The organism is Alteromonas sp. ABH4_456 (genome assembly GCF_056160645.1).
The window spans coordinates 82,959-100,007 of the sequence record NZ_JBSWXO010000006.1 but is presented as its reverse complement, the minus strand read 5'-3'; the positions used below and the strand labels follow the sequence as shown (position 1 = coordinate 100,007).

Below are 17,049 nucleotides of genomic sequence, written 5' to 3'. Positions count from 1 at the left end.
CATTTCCCATAATTCATATTTACTAATGGAAACATGCGAATGACGGATACGATTCTTGTTGTCGATGACGATCTCGGCATCCAGAAACAGTTAAAATGGAGCTTTGCTGACTACAATGTGGTATTTGCAGATGACAGAACCTCTGCGATTGCCCAGTTGCGTCGTCATGAACCCAAAGTAGTGACTCTGGACCTGGGTCTGCCACCTGATCCTGCTAATGCCTCTGAGGGGCTTAAAACTCTTGAAGAAATCATGGCACTGGCACCGCGGACCAAAGTGATTGTTGTCACCGGCAATAACGATAAAGAGAATGCGCTGAAAGCAATCGATCTCGGGGCTTACGATTTTTATCAGAAGCCCATCGACTCCGATACTATCAAGCTGCTGGTCAACCGCGCCCTGAATCTGGCTAATCTGGAACATCAGAACCGCATTCTGGCGAAAGCCCGTCCTGCCATGGGACGTATTATCGGTAATTCTGAGGCAATTCAGGTTGTTATGCGCAAGGCCGAGAAAATTGCCGGCACCGATATCAGTACGTTATTACAGGGCGAAAGTGGTACCGGTAAAGAAGTGTTTGCCAGAAGTATTCACGAACACAGCCCCCGTAAAGACAAGCCTTTTGTCGCGATTAACTGTGCGTCGATTCCTGAAAACTTGCTGGAAAGTGAATTATTCGGCTACGAAAAAGGTGCATTTACCGGGGCTAATAAAACGACTCTGGGTAAAATCGAAACGGCTCAGGGCGGCACACTGTTTCTTGATGAAATCGGTGATATGCCTATTGGCCTGCAAGCTAAAATGCTTCGTTTCCTGCAGGAGCGGGTGATTGAACGGGTTGGCGGGCGAACAGAAATTCCGGTGGATATCCGCGTGATCTGTGCAACCCACCGGGATTTGCAACAGATGGTGGCAGACGAAACCTTCCGTGAGGATTTATATTATCGTGTGGGCGAGATCCCTATCTTTATTCCGCCACTGCGTGACCGCGACCAGGACATCATTCTGCTGGCCCGTACATTCCTGAATACATACCGGGAAGAGTTCGGTGCTAAAGCCAAGAGCTTCTCTGATACCGCTATTCAGGCTATGTTAAACCATAAATGGCCCGGCAATATCCGTGAAATGCAGAATAAGCTGAAATCAGCCGTCATTATGGCAGAAGGCTCTGTGGTGCAGGCTGAAGATTTAGGCCTTATGGCACCACGGGGAGACAACGAGCCGGAAACGCTGAATTTACGGGAAGTCCGTGAGATGGCGGAAAGCCGTGCTATCAGACGGGCTTATCAGACAGCCGATAAAAATATGTCAAAGACTGCAGAGTTGCTGGGTGTGACCCGGCCGACCTTGTATTCTCTTATCGACAAATATCATATGGAAGACATTAAAACCGGCGTGTAACGCCGGTTATTCCATTGGCCACTCAATACTGGCCAGGTTATTCAGAGAAGTTTTTATCTGCACATCGGTGAGTGAGAACTTCCCTTCCAGCGGAGAGGGCGGCAGAACATTGTCGTTTTCTTTGCAGGCTTCAATGGCGCCCACCCAACAATCTCTTTGGGATATTTTTGCTGCGTACAGGCAATAATCCATCACCGAGAAGGTTTTTACCCAATCCATCTCATAAGGATTTCTGCGACACAGAGGCATTGCACAAAATCCCACGCTGCAGGTGGCGTTGATCACCACATCATCAGGTAAGTGAAAACGCTTGTGGCGTACCGCCTCGATAAGCCTGTCAGCCAGTTCCACCATATCATTACGGTTAGCGTTGCGGCACACCGCCAGAAATTCTTCGCCACCCCAGCGGATAAGCAAATCTGTCTGCCTGAATACTTCTTTTAAGATACCGGTAAATTGTACGAGGAAGCGGTCACCGGCAAGGTGACCGTATTCATCATTGATTTGCTTAAAGTGGTCTATATCAATTAAAAAGCAGAGTAAGTCATGATTCGGCGGAAAGGTCTCATCATTAAGACTGGCGTAGTGATGTTGCACCCGGCTAATCTCACCCGGCAACTGGGCTGAGAGGAAGTTTCGGTTATACAAACCAGTGAGCGCATCACGCATGCTGACCTGCTCCAGCGCATGATAAGCTTCTTCCAGCTGTTGATTTTTCTGCTCCAGCTCAGTGGTCCGGTTGCGGACTTCCAGTGCCAGCCGCTGATTTTGCCGGTACTGGTTATAACGGCTCCACAGCAAAAAAAGAAACAGCAAGAGGGACACCAGGCTACCCAGCGATAACATACTTTCCAGGTTATGCTGACGCACCTGAGCCAGTTCAACAGTGCGGTTTTTCTCCTGAATCTCGAAATCCCTTGCCTGACGTTCCATCTCCACTTTGGCTTTCAGCTTCTCAAAGTAGATCGCTTGCTCCGTGTCCATCTGGTGTTCCAACCTGGCGATGGTTTCGTCAACAGAGTTGAAAAAGGCCGGAGGCAGTACGTCCAGACGGGGGGCGATGTCATTATCGGCAGTCTGGTGAGCAATAAACCGGGCGACGGTGGTTTCCCGGCTGGGGGGGGCAACCTGCAAATCTTCCTGTCTGACCGTCCCCTGGGCACTAAGCAGCGAGGGAAATAATCCAAGCAGTGTAATCAAACTGCCTGACAGATAACTTTTCATCTTCATCCTGTTCAGAAAAAGTAAAACCGGGGAGCACAGTGACACCGTGCTCCCGTTATTGCGTATTGGCGCGCTTTGCATTCCATGCAAACGCCTGCACCCGGCCGCCACCTTGTGGTATGTCTGTCAGGGTGTTTTATTTGTCAGTAAAGGCCTGATGTCTTCACTGCTTTGATTTTCTATCCATATTCTGATGAGTCTGGAACGGCAGATCCCTGTTTCTGCCGACAACTTTCCAAGCTTCTCAATTGCGTCTTCAGATAATGTAAATGTAGCACGTCGCATGGGACCGCAAGGCGTAATGTTGTCTTTGTTAGCAGAGTCCGTTGCCGGATAGACCTGCCTGATAACATGTTTACCTGCTGCGTAGGCCAGTGCGTCGTCAATAAATTCATCAACGCTCACCGGCTCAACAGGTTTAGCTGACGGCGTGGATTTTTTGAGGCTGCACAGACTCATAAGATTTCCCCTCTCTCCGCGACAGAAGTTCTTCAATAATATTGCGAATTTCTGCTGATGCTTTTCCGTCCGGCTCACTTTCCATGACTGACTGGCCAGACTCTTCAGAATCGTCATACATATTGCGGCTGTATGTCACTGAGTCCAGTACCGGTACTTCAAATGAACGACAGACATCTTTTGCTTCCAGGATCCTGCTGCCCAGCGAAGGCAGAGAAGGGCACTGGGTAATCACAAAAGCAGCATTCATGTCGGGATTCACCATTTTGCAGGTTGAAAGAATATCTTCCATATGGGGAACCGTTTTCAGATCCCGCCGTTTGGGACGTAACGGAATAAGAATGTGGTCAGCCACTGCCATCGAGGAGCGCAGCGCAAGGTTATCCTGTCCGCCACAGTCAATGACTACGTAATCGTAGTGCTCGCGCAGGCTCAGTAATTCGTTGCGGATCTTGCCGTACAACTGCACGCAGTTAATCGACGGCAATTTATCATTAGCTTTGCGTTCCTGAATCCAGTCTGAAGTAGTGCGCTGCGGATCGCAGTCGACCATCAGTACACTGGCATTTTTTTCAGTTCTCAGATAAACAGCGATATTTTGTGCAAGGCAGCTTTTGCCACTGCCGCCTTTCTCGCCACCAACCAAAACGATCATCGTTCGTTCCTCAACTTTTGATCCGTCATCACGGATAAACGGTTAACGAATGTGACTGAAAAAGTGAACATGAGCCGGATTAAGGACTATGCTTGTTCGGTAACCCCGCTATCATTATCTGTAATCAGATGGCAGACCGGAGGCTTTGCGTCACGGGCTTTCGCACCGCTTTGCCTTTTTCAACAGTACATTTTCGGGTAAGCGGCGGGGATGCCATGGCTTACCGGTAATCAGGATACTAGTTAAAACAAACGGTGTGCGCCGCATGCCTCTCGATATTTAAGAATAAAAAAATATACCTGTCAGACCAGGTGGCCGGTGGCGACAAACGGGCTGCAGGACTTGGAAATCCGCGGTTCGCCCGTGTAAATCATTCTAATTAAAGTTATATCTGTTAATATGCCAACACATGGTGTTATTGAAAACTATACCCGCAAATAAGGAGAAGGGAGTGGTAAAAACATCCCTGTTGAGTTTGTTTCTGCTGGCTTTCAGCACAGTCAGTTTCGGGCAGAATAATGCAATGGATGAAGCGTTTGATTCATTCAGTCACTTGTATGAAGAGCGCTTCGGCCAGATCAGGGCATGCATGAACCCCACATTTCAGCGTTTCAGTGTGTGTTCTCCTGCTCTTCGCAACGATGGCAACGCGCCGTATATTCTGCATCACGGAAAACCTGTCGATACGGTGGTTGTTTTGCTTCACGGATTAAGCGATTCGCCGTTTTATATGTCTGGCATAGCACGGGCACTGCATGACAAAGGTTACAACGTTATTGTGCCTTTAAACGTAGGACATGGCCAACTGGATGCAAGCGATGAAATGAGCGACAGCAATCTGGCAGAACGCTGGGGTGCACACCTGAGTGACGTCATGGCGCTGGCACCGCAACTTGGTAAGCACGTTTATCTGGGCGGCTTTTCCACCGGCGGCGCGCTCTCTGTTCAGCATTATTTGCATCACCCTGACAACATTGACGGCCTGATGTTATTTTCCGGTGCTCTGGCACTCGACAGCGGCGTAGAGCGGTTATCCGGGATATGGGGAATTCAGTGGGTCGCCAGGTTTCTTGACGGTCACTATGAAACACAGGGGCCGAATCCGTATAAATATCCCACCATTGCCAGTTTTTCCGGACTTGAACTGATGGAAGTGATTGATGATGTGAGAGACCAGTTTGAACAGGGGAAAACTGTAGACGTACCTGTATTTGCCGCACATTCTCAGGCAGACACCACTACGCCCATTACCGGTATTGAAGATTTAATGTCGCGGGCAACCACGAAAACCAATACCTTTTTTATCATCGATGAGAGTTATAAATTATGCCATGCTGATGTGGTGGTGAATAGGAAAATGCTCAGTGATATGCATTTCGATAAATCCGGTGTGGATTTACGTGATCCCTGTGCGGCTCCCGGCGCTAATCCGCTTTTTCGCCAGATGATTATGATGCTGGGCAGCTTTATGGATGAAGCGGCACAGAAAGCCGGTTAATTGATTGACACAGTGCCCGGGATTGATTAATTTAACTCCATTATCGCTACGAACTAACATTGCAAACTGGTCAACATGATTTTTCAAACTTTGTCACAATCAGGCAAGCCACAATCTGCACTCATTATTCTACTCGCTATTCTCAGCAATTGGCGGGTTCGTTAGTACGTAAATGAACTGAAGAAAACCCGCCGCGAAGGCGGGTTTTTTGTTTTCGTCTTCGTGGTTTTAACAAAATACGGAGACGACAGCCATGACTCACCCGGTAACCCGGCAATTACATGCCATGCACGATGCAGTTAATAATAACGACTTAACTGCATTACAAACCCTGTATTGTGAAGACGCCTTTCTGGTTGATAAACCTCGGGTATCCTCACGCTCTGATCTGCAGCGTGCCCTCAGAGCTTTTAAACAACGGTATATGCCTGAACATATCGTCTCGCAGGGCGACGAGGTTGTCATTGAAGCCGGTGACACTGCGCTGGTCATAAGCAAGCTGTACCTGAATGCAACCGGCTCGGTGGACTGCAATGTGAAAAAAGCCATTTATGTATTCAGAAAAAATGCAGAAGGTAAGTGGCAATGCGCCATCGATAACTTCTTCGGCGTTGATCTGATAGATTATGTGTAGGTGGTTTTGCTTACTATCCGTTTTTTTAGTGGCCGGCTAATGGCAATGCGGCCATTGAAAATACGGATATCGCCACCATATCGGGTGAACCGCAAAGACAGACCGGCATTAAGGTTTGTCCGCTAACCGGAAGCTATATCCTTGTTGACGCAGGAAATTGAAACAGACAATAACGACAGAGGACCTTCAGTGAAACTGGTCTTCTTTTTGTTGTGGCTGTTGATTGCGTTTACCTCGGGGAACGGTGCAGAGCGGCAGGCCCATGCCCAGTCAGACAGCCTGCAAAGCTCTGAACACGCCGCACTAGCATCAGGCCGTTCAGAAGGTCTGATCACGCGATATCTGCAGCCCCAATCTCATTCCGGCGATCGTCCGGAACCGCTGCTGTTTACCGGCGCTGAACTGAAACTCGCCGGCGTTTACCGGGTGCTGCATAGTGTCGCCACCGGTTTTTCTGAGCTGGCTGCCCGGCCTGCACAGCCTGTTTTTTCGCGCCCTCCAGCCAGGGCGTCTCCTTAATCCTTCATTTTTGATATTTACGGGCCTCTGGCCCTGTTTACAATTTTTGAAGGACAATTATGAAACCATTTTCTGCACGGGGCGTGATGACCGCACTCGTGATTGTGCTCGGCCTTTTGAGCGCAATGCCCAATATTTTACCGCCGTCATGGCAACAACAATTACCCGGCTGGTATACCCAAAATCAGTTATCTTTAGGTCTTGATTTACAGGGCGGTTCCCATTTATTGCTGGCCGCTGATACACAGCCACTGTTTGATAAAGCCTTTACCGGCATGAAAGAAAGTCTCACTAAGGATTTACGGGAAGCGGGGATCCGCTATCAGGTTCTGTCTGCTTCTGACAATACCCTGCGATTATCGATATCAGGGGCCGGCGGGCAATTTCAGCAGGCCCGTGAGCTTGCCTTTGCTTACCGTACAACGGGGCAGGGCGAGCCGCAGCTCACCATTGAGCAAAACGATAACCTGCTCACAGTCAGTCTGTCAGAGTCGTTTAAGGAGAGCCTGGTCAGTGATGCGCTGGAGCGCAGCGTGGAAGTGGTACGCCGCCGTATGGATGAGACCGGATTGGTCGACCCCGGCATTTCACGGCAGGGTAACGATGGCGTGCTGGTACAGATGCCGGGCGTTACAGACCCGTCACGTATCAGGGAGTTACTTGGAACAACCGCGCAAATGGAATTTCACTGGGTAGTCACGGATAGCAGTCGTGGCAGTACCGTGATAATGCAGGATATGGACGGTCAGCAATACCGCCTGGAAAAGCGGGTTGCGATGGAAGGTGAGCACATAACTGATGCAAGGCTAGCTTTCGATCCTGACACAGGAAACCCAGTGGTGACTTTTAAGCTCGACAGTACCGGCGGCAATATTTTTGCTGCTATGACCCGCACGCATATTGGTGAGCCGCTGGCAGTCGTTCTGGATGGCAAAGTGATCACCGCACCGGTAATACGGGCAGTGATTGGCGCATCGGGCGGCCAGATTAGTGGTAATTTCACACCGGATGAAGCTAAAGATCTGGCACTGATGTTACGTGCCGGTGCGCTGCCTGTGCCCCTGACTGTGATTGAAGAGCGGACGGTTGGTCCTGATCTCGGTAGTGATGCTATCAAGATGGGGCTGAGTACAGGACTTGCCGGTGCTGCGCTGGTTTTGGTGTTCATGACCGCACTTTACCGTCGCTGGGGGGCGATTGCCTGTGTAAGCCTGATGATTAACATGGGCCTGCTTTTTGGCGTGCTGAGTTTATTCAGGGCCACACTTACATTACCCGGTATTGCCGGCATTATTCTTACCCTTGGCATGGCAGTAGATGCCAATATTCTGATAAATGAACGTATCAAAGAAGAGTCGCTGAAAGGGCGTGTCGCCGGGGCGGCAATCCGTTCCGGTTTTGACAAAGCCTGGTCAACCATTCTTGATTCCAGCCTGACAACCCTGATTGCCGTGAGTCTGCTATTTATGTTTGGCAGCGGGCCGGTAAAAGGTTTTGCGATTACTATCGGAATTGGCCTGTTTACGTCCATGTTCACGGCCATTGCGGTAACCCGCCTGTTAATGTTGTTTGCTATCAGACGCCGTGAAAGAGAAGTGCTCCATTTCCCGGGATTCCGCTGGCTGTCGCGGTCAGATAAGAAGCCGCTGAACTTCCTGAAAGGCCGTGTGGCAGGCTTAATTACGTCTGCTGTCTTGTCGGTGGCTTCCGTGGTGCTGTTTTTCAGCCCCGGATTGCATTACGGCGTTGATTTCACCGGTGGCACACTGGTGGAAGTGAAAAGCCATAACGTGCAGGTGGAACAACTGCGTAATGCTCTGACAGAAGGCAACATTGAAGGCGCCAGCATTCAGGAGTTTGGCCGGGAAGGCGATTATCTTATCCGCGTCCCTCAGGTAACTGCGGACACTCCGGTTGAACAGGCAGCGTTGCAAAGTCAGCAGGTTAATCAGGTGAAATCTGCAGTAACCACACTGGATGACCAGGCAACCTTCCCCCGTGTGGACATGGTTGGTGCGAAGGTCAGCGGCGGTTTTGCTGATGCTTCTGTGCTTGCTGTGCTGATTGCCGGAGGGGGGATTCTGCTGTATTTGTGGTTGCGGTTTGAATCACATTTTGCACTGGCAGCAACGGCGACGATTGCGCTTGATCTGACAAAGACCATCGGTTTCTTTGCGCTCACCGGACTGGAATTTAACCTCACGGCAGTAGCAGCATTGCTGGCCCTCATCGGCTATTCTATCAATGATAAGGTCGTGGTGTTCGACCGCATCCGGGAAGGATTCCGGGCTACACCGGATAAACCCATTATTGAAGTACTCAACCGGAGTATTTCTGCGACCTTGTCCAGAACATTGTTTACATCAATGACTACATTTCTGGCTTTATTGCCAATGGGGCTGGCCGGCGGGGCGTCTGTCGCGAGTTTTGCGCTACCCATGCTTTTTGGCATCGTAATTGGTACCAGTTCCTCTATTTTTATAGCATCGCCTATTTTGTATTACCTTGGAAAGCGGCGTGAAAAGAAAGGGTTAAAGCAACTGCGCCCCACCGCAGAGGAGGTGAGAGAATCACTGGCGCACATACCCTGAGCGTCGCCACGAACAGAGTCTGCAACTTCAGGTAACTTGCAGACTCTTACTGAAACGGAAATAACCTGTAAAAAGGAAACCTATGTTCGCCATCGATTACCAGATCCTTATAGCGGCTGTATTGCTGTTTGTCGGTATTCTGTCCAGCAAACTGTCCCCAAGGCTGGGTTTACCTCTGCTGGTACTGTTCTTACTGGTAGGCATGCTGGCAGGAGAAGACGGACTGGGACTGGCATTCGATGATGCCAGCACAGCACATGCGCTGGGTACACTGGCGCTGGCTATGATCCTCTTCGATGGCGGGCTGCAAACTTCTTTTTCTTCTATCAAGCTGGTATGGAAACCGGCTTCATTTCTGGCCACCTTCGGAGTAGCCATAACGGCCGGGATAACCGGTTACGCAGCAGCCTTTATTCTGGGTGTACCACCTATGGTGGGATTGCTTATCGGGGCTATCGTCGGTTCTACCGATGCTGCCGCAGTATTCTCTATTTTGCGGAACGCCGGTGTGCATATCAGTCCGCGCCTGAAAGCTACGCTGGAAATTGAAAGTGCTTCTAACGATCCCATGGCGATTTTCCTTACCGTGGGCATACTTGAGCTGCTCACCAGTCAGATGAAGCCGGGGTGGGATCTGGCGCAGCTGTTTATTCAGCAAATGGGCATTGGTACCTTTGTCGGGCTTGGCGTAGGCTGGGCTGCAGTAAAACTCATCAACCGTATCACACTGAGTGCGGCAGGGCTTTATCCTGTTCTTGTCGCAATATGCGGTTTTCTTACGTTTGGTATATCTGCCAGTCTGGGCGGGAGTGGGTTTCTGGCAACTTTCATCGCCGGAGTCTTTATCGGTAATAGCCGGTTTGTACTAAAACGGGCTACCTTTATGTTTCACGACGGTCTGGCCTGGCTCAGCCAAATCGGCATGTTTGTTATGTTGGGATTGCTCGTGAATCCTGCATCGCTCCTCAAGGTCTGGCTGGAAGGACTGCTCATTGCAGCTGTTCTTATCTTCGTCGCCCGTCCGCTGGCTGTTGCTCCGTTTCTGGCCTTTGCCGGGTTCAGCAAGCGGGAAATCGGGTTGGTATCATGGGTGGGGCTTCGCGGATCGGTGCCGATTATTCTGGCTATTTTTCCGTTGTTGTTCGAAATTCCCCAGGCCTATCTCATTTTCAATGTGGTGTTCTTCGTTGTATTGATTTCGGCTACCTTGCAGGGTTCAACATTGCCGTGGATGGCAAAGAAACTGAAGCTGATTGAAAAGGCACCGGTAACACCGGCTGCCACCCTGGAAATCAGTGCTCTGGGCGAAGTTAACGCTGACATTGTTCAGTACACGCTGGGAGATTCCGCCAAAGCTGTTAACCGGACGCTGGCTGAACTGGCACTGCCTGAAGGTGCGGTGGTGGCAATGATAACCCGTGGTGATGCGGTTTTTCCGCCAAGGGGATCAACGTTGTTACTGCCGGGGGATCATATCTTTATTCTTATCCGCCCGGGACTACGGCCCTTCATCGATTGTATTTTCTCCCACACTTCGCAGTTGGAACCGTCGGCTTTTAAATCCGGAGAGTTAGTGCTGAAAGGCGCGGCAAGAGTGCATGAAATAAGCCATGCATATGGTCTGGACCTGGGAGAAACAAAAAATATCACACTGGATGCCTTTATCAGAAAGCATCTAAGCGACGATGTGGTGGAAGGGCTCACTTTGCATCATGCTGCCGGGCGATTTGAAGTTAAAGCGGTAAGAAATGGTCTGGCTGTAGCAGTGCAGTTTACCGCAGACAGCCGCCTGTCAGAGTCGTGATTTTTGCTTTGAAAAACGGCCTGTGAGGTGCTGACATATCAGGCCTGAAATGGCAGTGATGAAAAAACTAAGGTTTCTGCCGTACTCTGTATCAAGGGGAAAAAGTATCGGGCTGATACTGGCTGTTATGAACAATGCGCAGGTAAGGTAAAAGTCCGATTGTGTCACGAGTCTTACCGGGATAAGAAGCAAGCCTGTCAGCGCAGATAATATAAAGTTTAAAATGATATCGTCCATGACATCAGTTCCGTTTTATCTGATGTTTGAGATGATCAGAGATTACGCCGTCTGTTTTATTATGGCAAGGTAGACAGTGCCACAGAACGTGGCACTGAAACTAGTTGCAATCAGAACTTAATGTGATGCAGCGTATTTTTCGACTTCAGACCATACCCGAAGCAGGTTACCGCTAAGTACTTTCTCGATGTCTTTGCGGCTGTAACCACGATCCAGCATGCCCTGAACCAGATTCGGGTAGGTAGAAACATCTTTCAGACCGGTTGGCAGAGAATCACCCACACCATCAAAATCTGAGCCGATACCCACATGGTCAATACCAATCAATTCTACGACATGGTCAATGTGGTCCAGCACCTGACTCAGCGTAGAATACGGATAGGGGTTTTCCTTGCGGTACTTTTCATCAAAAGCAGCGACTTCTGCACTGTCTTCACCCATTTCTTTGATAAGTTTGTTTTTCTGCTTAGTCAGGTTATTCCGCCAGTCCCGGGTTTCTTTTGAAACAAAGCTGGAACCAAAGTTAATCATGATCACGCCGCCATTTTCACCCAGCTTTTTCACCATATCGTCGTTCATATTACGCTCAAATCCCGGCGTGTATTTACGCAGGGAAGAGTGTGAAGCGATAACCGGTACCTTGCTGATTTCAATTGCCTGATAAAAAGCATCATCGGAGACATGAGAGATATCCACCATGATCCCCAAGTTGTTCATTTCAGCTACCAGTTCCTTACCGAACGGGCTCAGGCCATGCCATTGACGGCGCAGGTCATAGGATGAGTCAGATATATGGTTAGACAGCGAGTGGGCCAGCGTAATGTAGCGGATACCGCGCTCATAAAACGTTTTCAGATTTTCCAGGCTTCCCTGAACCGGTGAACCGTTTTCCATACCCATGGGCAAAGAAATGAGTCCTTTCTTAAACTGGGCTTTTACATCCGCCACGGATTTTGCGATGGCAAATTTCTCCGGTGAACGGTAGACCATGGCTTCAACCAGGTCGATAAGCTGGTGGGCTACTGCTGTAGACTCGTCGGAATTATCCAGGCTGGCCGGCACATAAATAGACATGAACGGTGCTGTCAGACCACCTTGCTTCGCGCGGGGATAATCAAAGTCGCCGCCTTCTGTCGCAACGCTCACGTCTTCCCATTTTGCATGTACGCGGTAAGGAACATCAATGTGACCATCCACAATGATGGTTTCCTGTGCGATAGCCTCAGCTTCTGCTGAAACCGGGGGAATGGTTTCTGCCTGTGCAGCATAGCTGCCGGTCAGTAACAGTGCCGGTATGAGAAGCGACAATGGCTTTTTAGTTAAACGTCCCATGGATTTTCCTTCGTTCATTATTATCTGTGTCGTGTGTGTTCGTGAATTGCAAGCGTTCCGGCAACGGGTAACTTAAGCAATCGTGCTCATGTAGCCTACGAAATATTTAAATTGCCTACAATCATCACACCCGTTGCGCCAGCTAAATGCACTGAAATAACAGGTAAAATGAAATGCTTACCCCGGGTTGTTACGTCAACGAAAGAAGCTTGTAATAAAAGTTTAAATTTTGATATGGTTTTCAGGGCGTGACTTCCCGCTTTAAATACGGGATACTGCCTGTCGACCTGTTACCGGCAATTGAATGCGGTGGCAGGCTACAAGAATAATCTTCGTGGTAATCCTCTCCTAATCTGTGTTTGGTGAGTCCATTGACCAGAGTTGTTAGTGGTCGCGTACGCAGGGACTGCAGGCTTTCACCAATAGGGCAATTCCCCTGGCGAATTCCATTTGTTGATTACCACCAATAAACGTAATGAGAACAGAATTATGGCGATTAACTACACCCCGCTGAATAAAGAAAAACATAAAGATGTAAAAATAGCGGTGAACAACGCGTTTGCTTTCGCAAAAAATACACACTTATCTGCAGCGTCTATCCGTGAATACGCGCAACTGGCGTCTACTATGCCAATCGTATTTATTCAGGATCCTAACAGCGACCGTTATCACACTGTTGCCATGCTGGGTATGGAACAAAATCAGAACCTTTTCCTGGCGACAGACAAGTGGAAAGGTCCTCACGTACCAATGAACATTCTGCGCTATCCTTTCGATGTTCGTCCTGAAGGTGAAAAGCTGGGCGTTTACATTGATGAAGAAAGTGAACTGGTAGGTAAAGAAGAAGGTCAGCCGTTATTTAAAGAAGACGGTTCTCCTTCTGAGTTTCTTGATAACCGTCAGAAATTCTTAGGTGACCTGGCAAACAGTGAAATGCTGACTCAACGCTTCATTCAGAAAGTGGTTGAACTGGAATTACTGGACGCCATTCAAATTCGCCTGACTTACAAAGACGGTCAGCAGCGCAACGTGACCGGTATGTACAGCATCAACGAAAAACGTCTGATGGAACTGCCTGAAGAGAAAGTACTGGAATTGCATAAGCAAGGTTTCCTGGGTGCACTGTATGCAGTAATGATGTCACTGGGTCAGTTGAACCGTCTGGTTGAACTGTCTAACGACACGGCGAATCCGATTGCCAGCATGCAAATTACCGGTGAAGCAGCTCAGGCGGCCGCACAGCCAGCTGAAAATGCGTAAATAATTTGTTCAGAAAACTATAAAGCGGGCATTGCCCGCTTTTTTTTGTATCTTTTTTGCGGTGTGAATTCTCAGGCCGCCACAAAGGGGATAATATCGCCGGTGATACCGTGTTTCATCCTGGCTTTCATACAGTCTGCGGTGCCGTAATCAAACTCTCTGCAGGTGGACGAGCGTTTTTCATAAATAGAGCAGCCGATATTGCCACCTATGTCACCTTCCAGGGCCACACACCGCGGAGAAGGTTGGTTTGTGCCCTTCATTGCGACCAGGGAAGGGGAGATCTTTTCAGTCAGTTCCGGCGGTACACTACCACCGGTAAACGGGTCAGATTCTGCCCAGTAAAACGATACACGAAACGTGGCGCAGCAGGCACCACATTGTATACAGGGATTCATTACTATTCTTGCTCCACACTACGTGCACAACAACCAGCAAATTCCGGGTTGGCCATCACATTGTTACAATGATTTTGATGTCTTTCAGGCAACAAACAGAGTGTGTCAGAACGACCATGTTGCCGGGACGGCGCATTATTCCAGAGTGCCGGAAAAACGCAATAAAACATTGCACTGTCGCACTATTCTTTTTTTATCCGGGGTGTTTAATTACCATCAGTCGTCTGAGGAGGGATCATGATTGAATTACAACACTGTGCGGTGTCACTGGCACCGGATTTTACCTTTGGCCCGGTTAGTGCGGCACTGACTGAAGGCCGGCATCTTGCCATAACCGGGAAAAACGGCAGTGGTAAATCGGCGCTGGCGGCCATTCTGGCCGGAGAGGGCGAAGTGGTCAGTGGTGAAAGACGCCTGACCTGTAAGACAGGGTGGGTCAGTACTGCACAGCAGCAGGCATTGATTGCTCAGGAAAAGAAAAAGGATGACGCGGACATTCTTGATGTCATTCCTGTGCCCAGCACAGCCAGGGAAGTTATTTTACGCCAGATCAATATGGCTGATTGCGGGGAGGCATTCACTCTGCTGACGAGCGGCCTGCGGATGGTCCATTTTCTTGATAACGCCTTTTTGGGGTTATCTACCGGTGAAACCCGGAAAGTGCTGCTGGTTCGCACCCTGTTAGCTTCACCTGATGTGCTGGTGCTTGATGAACCTATGGATGGCCTTGATACCGCATCCTGCGAGTTTTTGCAGGAGCACCTGCAAAGTATTCAACACCGTTGCACTATCGTGATGGCGCTGAACAGGCTCAGTGAGATCCCGTCTTTCGTCAGACAACTCTGGCTGATGCAGCAAGGGCAGTTGTCCTGGCAGTCAGAGGGCGGCGGAGTTGAGCAAAGCGATTTAGCTCACCTTAAACAATTGCTGCACATGGAGAATACGTCTCTTACCTTACCGGAGAAAGACGAAACACGGTATTCGCCGCAAATGGCAGAAGGTGACAATGTGCTGGTAAAGCTGGTTAACGGCAAAGTGAGTTACGACAACCGCACTATTTTCTCGGGTCTGAACTGGCAGATTAACCGCGGGGAGCACTGGCAGGTTACCGGGCCTAACGGTTCAGGTAAAACCTGTCTGCTAAACATGATTACCGGTGACGATCCTCACTGTTACACCAATGAACTGACAGTATTCGGTTACAAGCGGGGCAGTGGTGAAAGCATCTGGGATATCAAGCAGCATATCGGGTTAGTGTCTAACAGTTTTCATCTTCAGTACCGTGTCAATTGCAGTGTATTACATGTCGTATTGTCCGGCTTTTACGACAGTATCGGGTTATACGAACAACCCGATATCAGGCAAAAACAACTGGCCCGTGAATGGCTCGAACTGGCTGGTATGGCACACAGAGCTAATGAACCTTTCCAGTCACTGTCTTTCGGTGATCAGCGACTTTTACTTATTCTGCGGGCGATGGTGAAGCATCCCACGTTGTTAATTCTTGACGAGCCATGTAACGGCCTGGATGAAATTAACCGTCTGAAAGTACTGGCACTGCTTGGCATTATCGCCGCAGGCAAGGAAAGCACATTGTTATATGTGAACCACCACAGTGAGGACAAAATCAACGGAGTTGAACTTGTGCTTGCCATGGGACGCCATAATCAGGAAGCGCAGGCTTAAGGAACGGTTAAGCGGGTGCCCGGTACTTCTTCAGTCCGCAACTGAGCCTTGAACTGGATTATACCCACCGGGACCTAGGATACAGGAGCTATCATGCGATTTATCAGTCTTATCTTATTTGTTATCAGCATTTCTGCGTCTGCACAGTCTTATGAAACGAGACTGACTGTTGCCGCTGACGGTTCCGGTGATTATACCTCCGTTCAGGATGCCATCTACGCTGCCAAAGCCTTTCCCTGGACAGACGTCACCGTGTTTATTAAGAACGGGGTTTATAAAGAGAAGGTCAACGTATTTGCATGGAACACCCGCATCAAAATGGTAGGAGAAAGCCGGGAGGGCACGATTATCACTATGGATGACCATTTTGATAAACTGGCGAAAGGCAGAAACAGCACCTTTCATACCTACACGGTACGCGTGGCCGGCAACGATTTTACTGCTGCCAACCTGACTATCCGTAACACTGCCGGGCCGGTGGGGCAGGCCGTTGCTTTGCATGTAGAGGCTGACAGGGCGGCGTTTTATAATGTCAGTATTGAAGGCTACCAGGATACCCTTTATGTCGCCGGTGAGGGTCACAGGAGCTACTTTGAAAACAGTATAATAAGCGGCTCAGTGGATTTTATCTTTGGTGAAGGAACGGCATTGTTCAGTGGTTGTGAAATCCGCTCGCTGATAAGCAATACCTATGTGACCGCTGCATCCACACCACAGGATCAGCCTTTCGGACTGGTGTTTGATAACAGTCACTTTACTGCACCTGACGGTGTTGAAAACGTGTATCTGGGACGGCCCTGGCGACAGTTTGCGGCAACGGCTGTGATGAACAGTCAACTGGACGGGCATATTCATCCGGCCGGCTGGCACAACTGGGGGGATCCGTCGAAGGAACAAACCAGCCGTTATGAAACCGGCGGGAATACGGGAGAGGGTGCTGCCGGCTCAGACAGAGTGAACTGGCAACACGCACTCAGTGAACAGCAACGTCAATCCTACAATAAGGCCACCGTATTACGGGGCTGGTTACCGGAAAAACCGATCTAAATCCTGCCTTTTGATCGCTTTCAAGCCCCCGTCCTGCGGGGCTTTTTTCGTTGCCGGTAATTTTTTCAAAAAACTTTTCACGTATCCATTCTGATTCTTTTTTAATCTTTTCATGGGCTTTACATAAACAACTGTATATAAAAACAGGCTGCAGCCCAGTGTTTACGTGGGTTTTAGCCGTGTTTTTCCTTGACAGTGGGGAAAGTAGAGACCAAACTGTCTAGCAAGTGGGTAAATGTGGCGAATTGTGGATCGAGTCATCAACGAATTGCAGATTGGTACTCAGAAAACAAGAACAACAAGA

At 49.3% G+C, this 17,049-nt stretch carries 14 protein-coding genes and 1 riboswitch; of the genes, 9 read left to right on the top strand and 5 right to left on the bottom strand.

The window, feature by feature from the left end:
* Positions 1–39 precede the first annotated feature (39 nt).
* Positions 40–1,401: a PEP-CTERM-box response regulator transcription factor gene (gene prsR, locus ACXAG2_RS11310; RefSeq protein ID WP_474867051.1), complete on the top strand. Its 1,362-nt coding sequence runs from the start codon at positions 40–42 to the stop codon at positions 1,399–1,401.
* A gap of 6 nt (positions 1,402–1,407) precedes the next feature.
* On the opposite strand, the gene ACXAG2_RS11305 is transcribed toward prsR, so the two are convergent.
* From ACXAG2_RS11305 to ACXAG2_RS11295, 3 genes are all read right to left on the bottom strand, one after another.
* Entirely contained in the window at positions 1,408–2,625 is a 1,218-nt protein-coding gene (locus tag ACXAG2_RS11305) for a GGDEF domain-containing protein (protein ID WP_474867049.1), read from the bottom strand.
* A 126-nt stretch (positions 2,626–2,751) separates the two neighbouring features.
* Entirely contained in the window at positions 2,752–3,084 is a 333-nt protein-coding gene (locus ACXAG2_RS11300) for a replication protein RepA (RefSeq protein WP_474867046.1), read from the bottom strand.
* The gene (locus ACXAG2_RS11295) at positions 3,044–3,739 is read right to left on the bottom strand and encodes an AAA family ATPase (RefSeq protein ID WP_119502210.1); all 696 of its coding nucleotides are present in this window, start codon (positions 3,737–3,739) and stop codon (positions 3,044–3,046) included. The genes ACXAG2_RS11300 and ACXAG2_RS11295 overlap by 41 nt, the downstream gene beginning before the upstream one ends.
* Positions 3,740–3,834: 95 nt before the next feature.
* Positions 3,835–3,924: riboswitch (cyclic di-GMP riboswitch) on the bottom strand.
* Between the two features lie 266 nt (positions 3,925–4,190).
* On the opposite strand from ACXAG2_RS11295, the gene ACXAG2_RS11290 reads away from it, so the two are divergent.
* The 5 genes from ACXAG2_RS11290 (at position 4,191) to ACXAG2_RS11270 (ending at position 10,785) form a co-directional block, all read left to right on the top strand.
* Complete coding sequence (locus tag ACXAG2_RS11290; RefSeq protein WP_474867043.1) at positions 4,191–5,237, top strand: alpha/beta hydrolase; 1,047 nt, start codon at positions 4,191–4,193, stop codon at positions 5,235–5,237.
* A 253-nt stretch (positions 5,238–5,490) separates the two neighbouring features.
* Positions 5,491–5,871, top strand: coding sequence for a YybH family protein (locus tag ACXAG2_RS11285; RefSeq protein WP_474867041.1), 381 nt, complete (start codon positions 5,491–5,493; stop codon positions 5,869–5,871).
* A 141-nt stretch (positions 5,872–6,012) separates the two neighbouring features.
* Positions 6,013–6,390: a hypothetical protein gene (locus ACXAG2_RS11280; RefSeq protein ID WP_474867039.1), complete on the top strand. Its 378-nt coding sequence runs from the start codon at positions 6,013–6,015 to the stop codon at positions 6,388–6,390.
* Positions 6,391–6,449: 59 nt separating this feature from the next.
* Positions 6,450–8,981 (top strand): protein translocase subunit SecD, encoded by a 2,532-nt coding sequence (secD, locus tag ACXAG2_RS11275; protein ID WP_474867037.1) that lies wholly within the window; start codon positions 6,450–6,452, stop codon positions 8,979–8,981.
* Between the two features lie 82 nt (positions 8,982–9,063).
* Positions 9,064–10,785, top strand: coding sequence for a potassium/proton antiporter (locus tag ACXAG2_RS11270; protein WP_474867034.1), 1,722 nt, complete (start codon positions 9,064–9,066; stop codon positions 10,783–10,785).
* Positions 10,786–11,139: 354 nt separating this feature from the next.
* Here ACXAG2_RS11270 and ACXAG2_RS11265 read toward each other — a convergent pair whose 3' ends face one another.
* Positions 11,140–12,354: a dipeptidase gene (locus ACXAG2_RS11265; RefSeq protein ID WP_474867032.1), complete on the bottom strand. Its 1,215-nt coding sequence runs from the start codon at positions 12,352–12,354 to the stop codon at positions 11,140–11,142.
* A gap of 489 nt (positions 12,355–12,843) precedes the next feature.
* On the opposite strand from ACXAG2_RS11265, the gene ACXAG2_RS11260 reads away from it, so the two are divergent.
* Positions 12,844–13,614: a SapC family protein gene (locus ACXAG2_RS11260; protein ID WP_119503449.1), complete on the top strand. Its 771-nt coding sequence runs from the start codon at positions 12,844–12,846 to the stop codon at positions 13,612–13,614.
* A 71-nt stretch (positions 13,615–13,685) separates the two neighbouring features.
* On the opposite strand, the gene ACXAG2_RS11255 is transcribed toward ACXAG2_RS11260, so the two are convergent.
* A complete protein-coding gene (locus ACXAG2_RS11255; protein ID WP_119502202.1) occupies positions 13,686–14,012 on the bottom strand; it encodes a YkgJ family cysteine cluster protein in 327 nt (108 codons plus the stop codon).
* 237 nt (positions 14,013–14,249) lie between these two features.
* Between ACXAG2_RS11255 and modF the strand changes: the two genes are divergently transcribed.
* Positions 14,250–15,698 (top strand): molybdate ABC transporter ATP-binding protein ModF, encoded by a 1,449-nt coding sequence (modF, locus tag ACXAG2_RS11250; RefSeq protein WP_474867030.1) that lies wholly within the window; start codon positions 14,250–14,252, stop codon positions 15,696–15,698.
* A gap of 93 nt (positions 15,699–15,791) precedes the next feature.
* A complete protein-coding gene (locus tag ACXAG2_RS11245; protein ID WP_474867028.1) occupies positions 15,792–16,745 on the top strand; it encodes a pectinesterase family protein in 954 nt (317 codons plus the stop codon).
* Positions 16,746–17,049 lie beyond the last annotated feature (304 nt).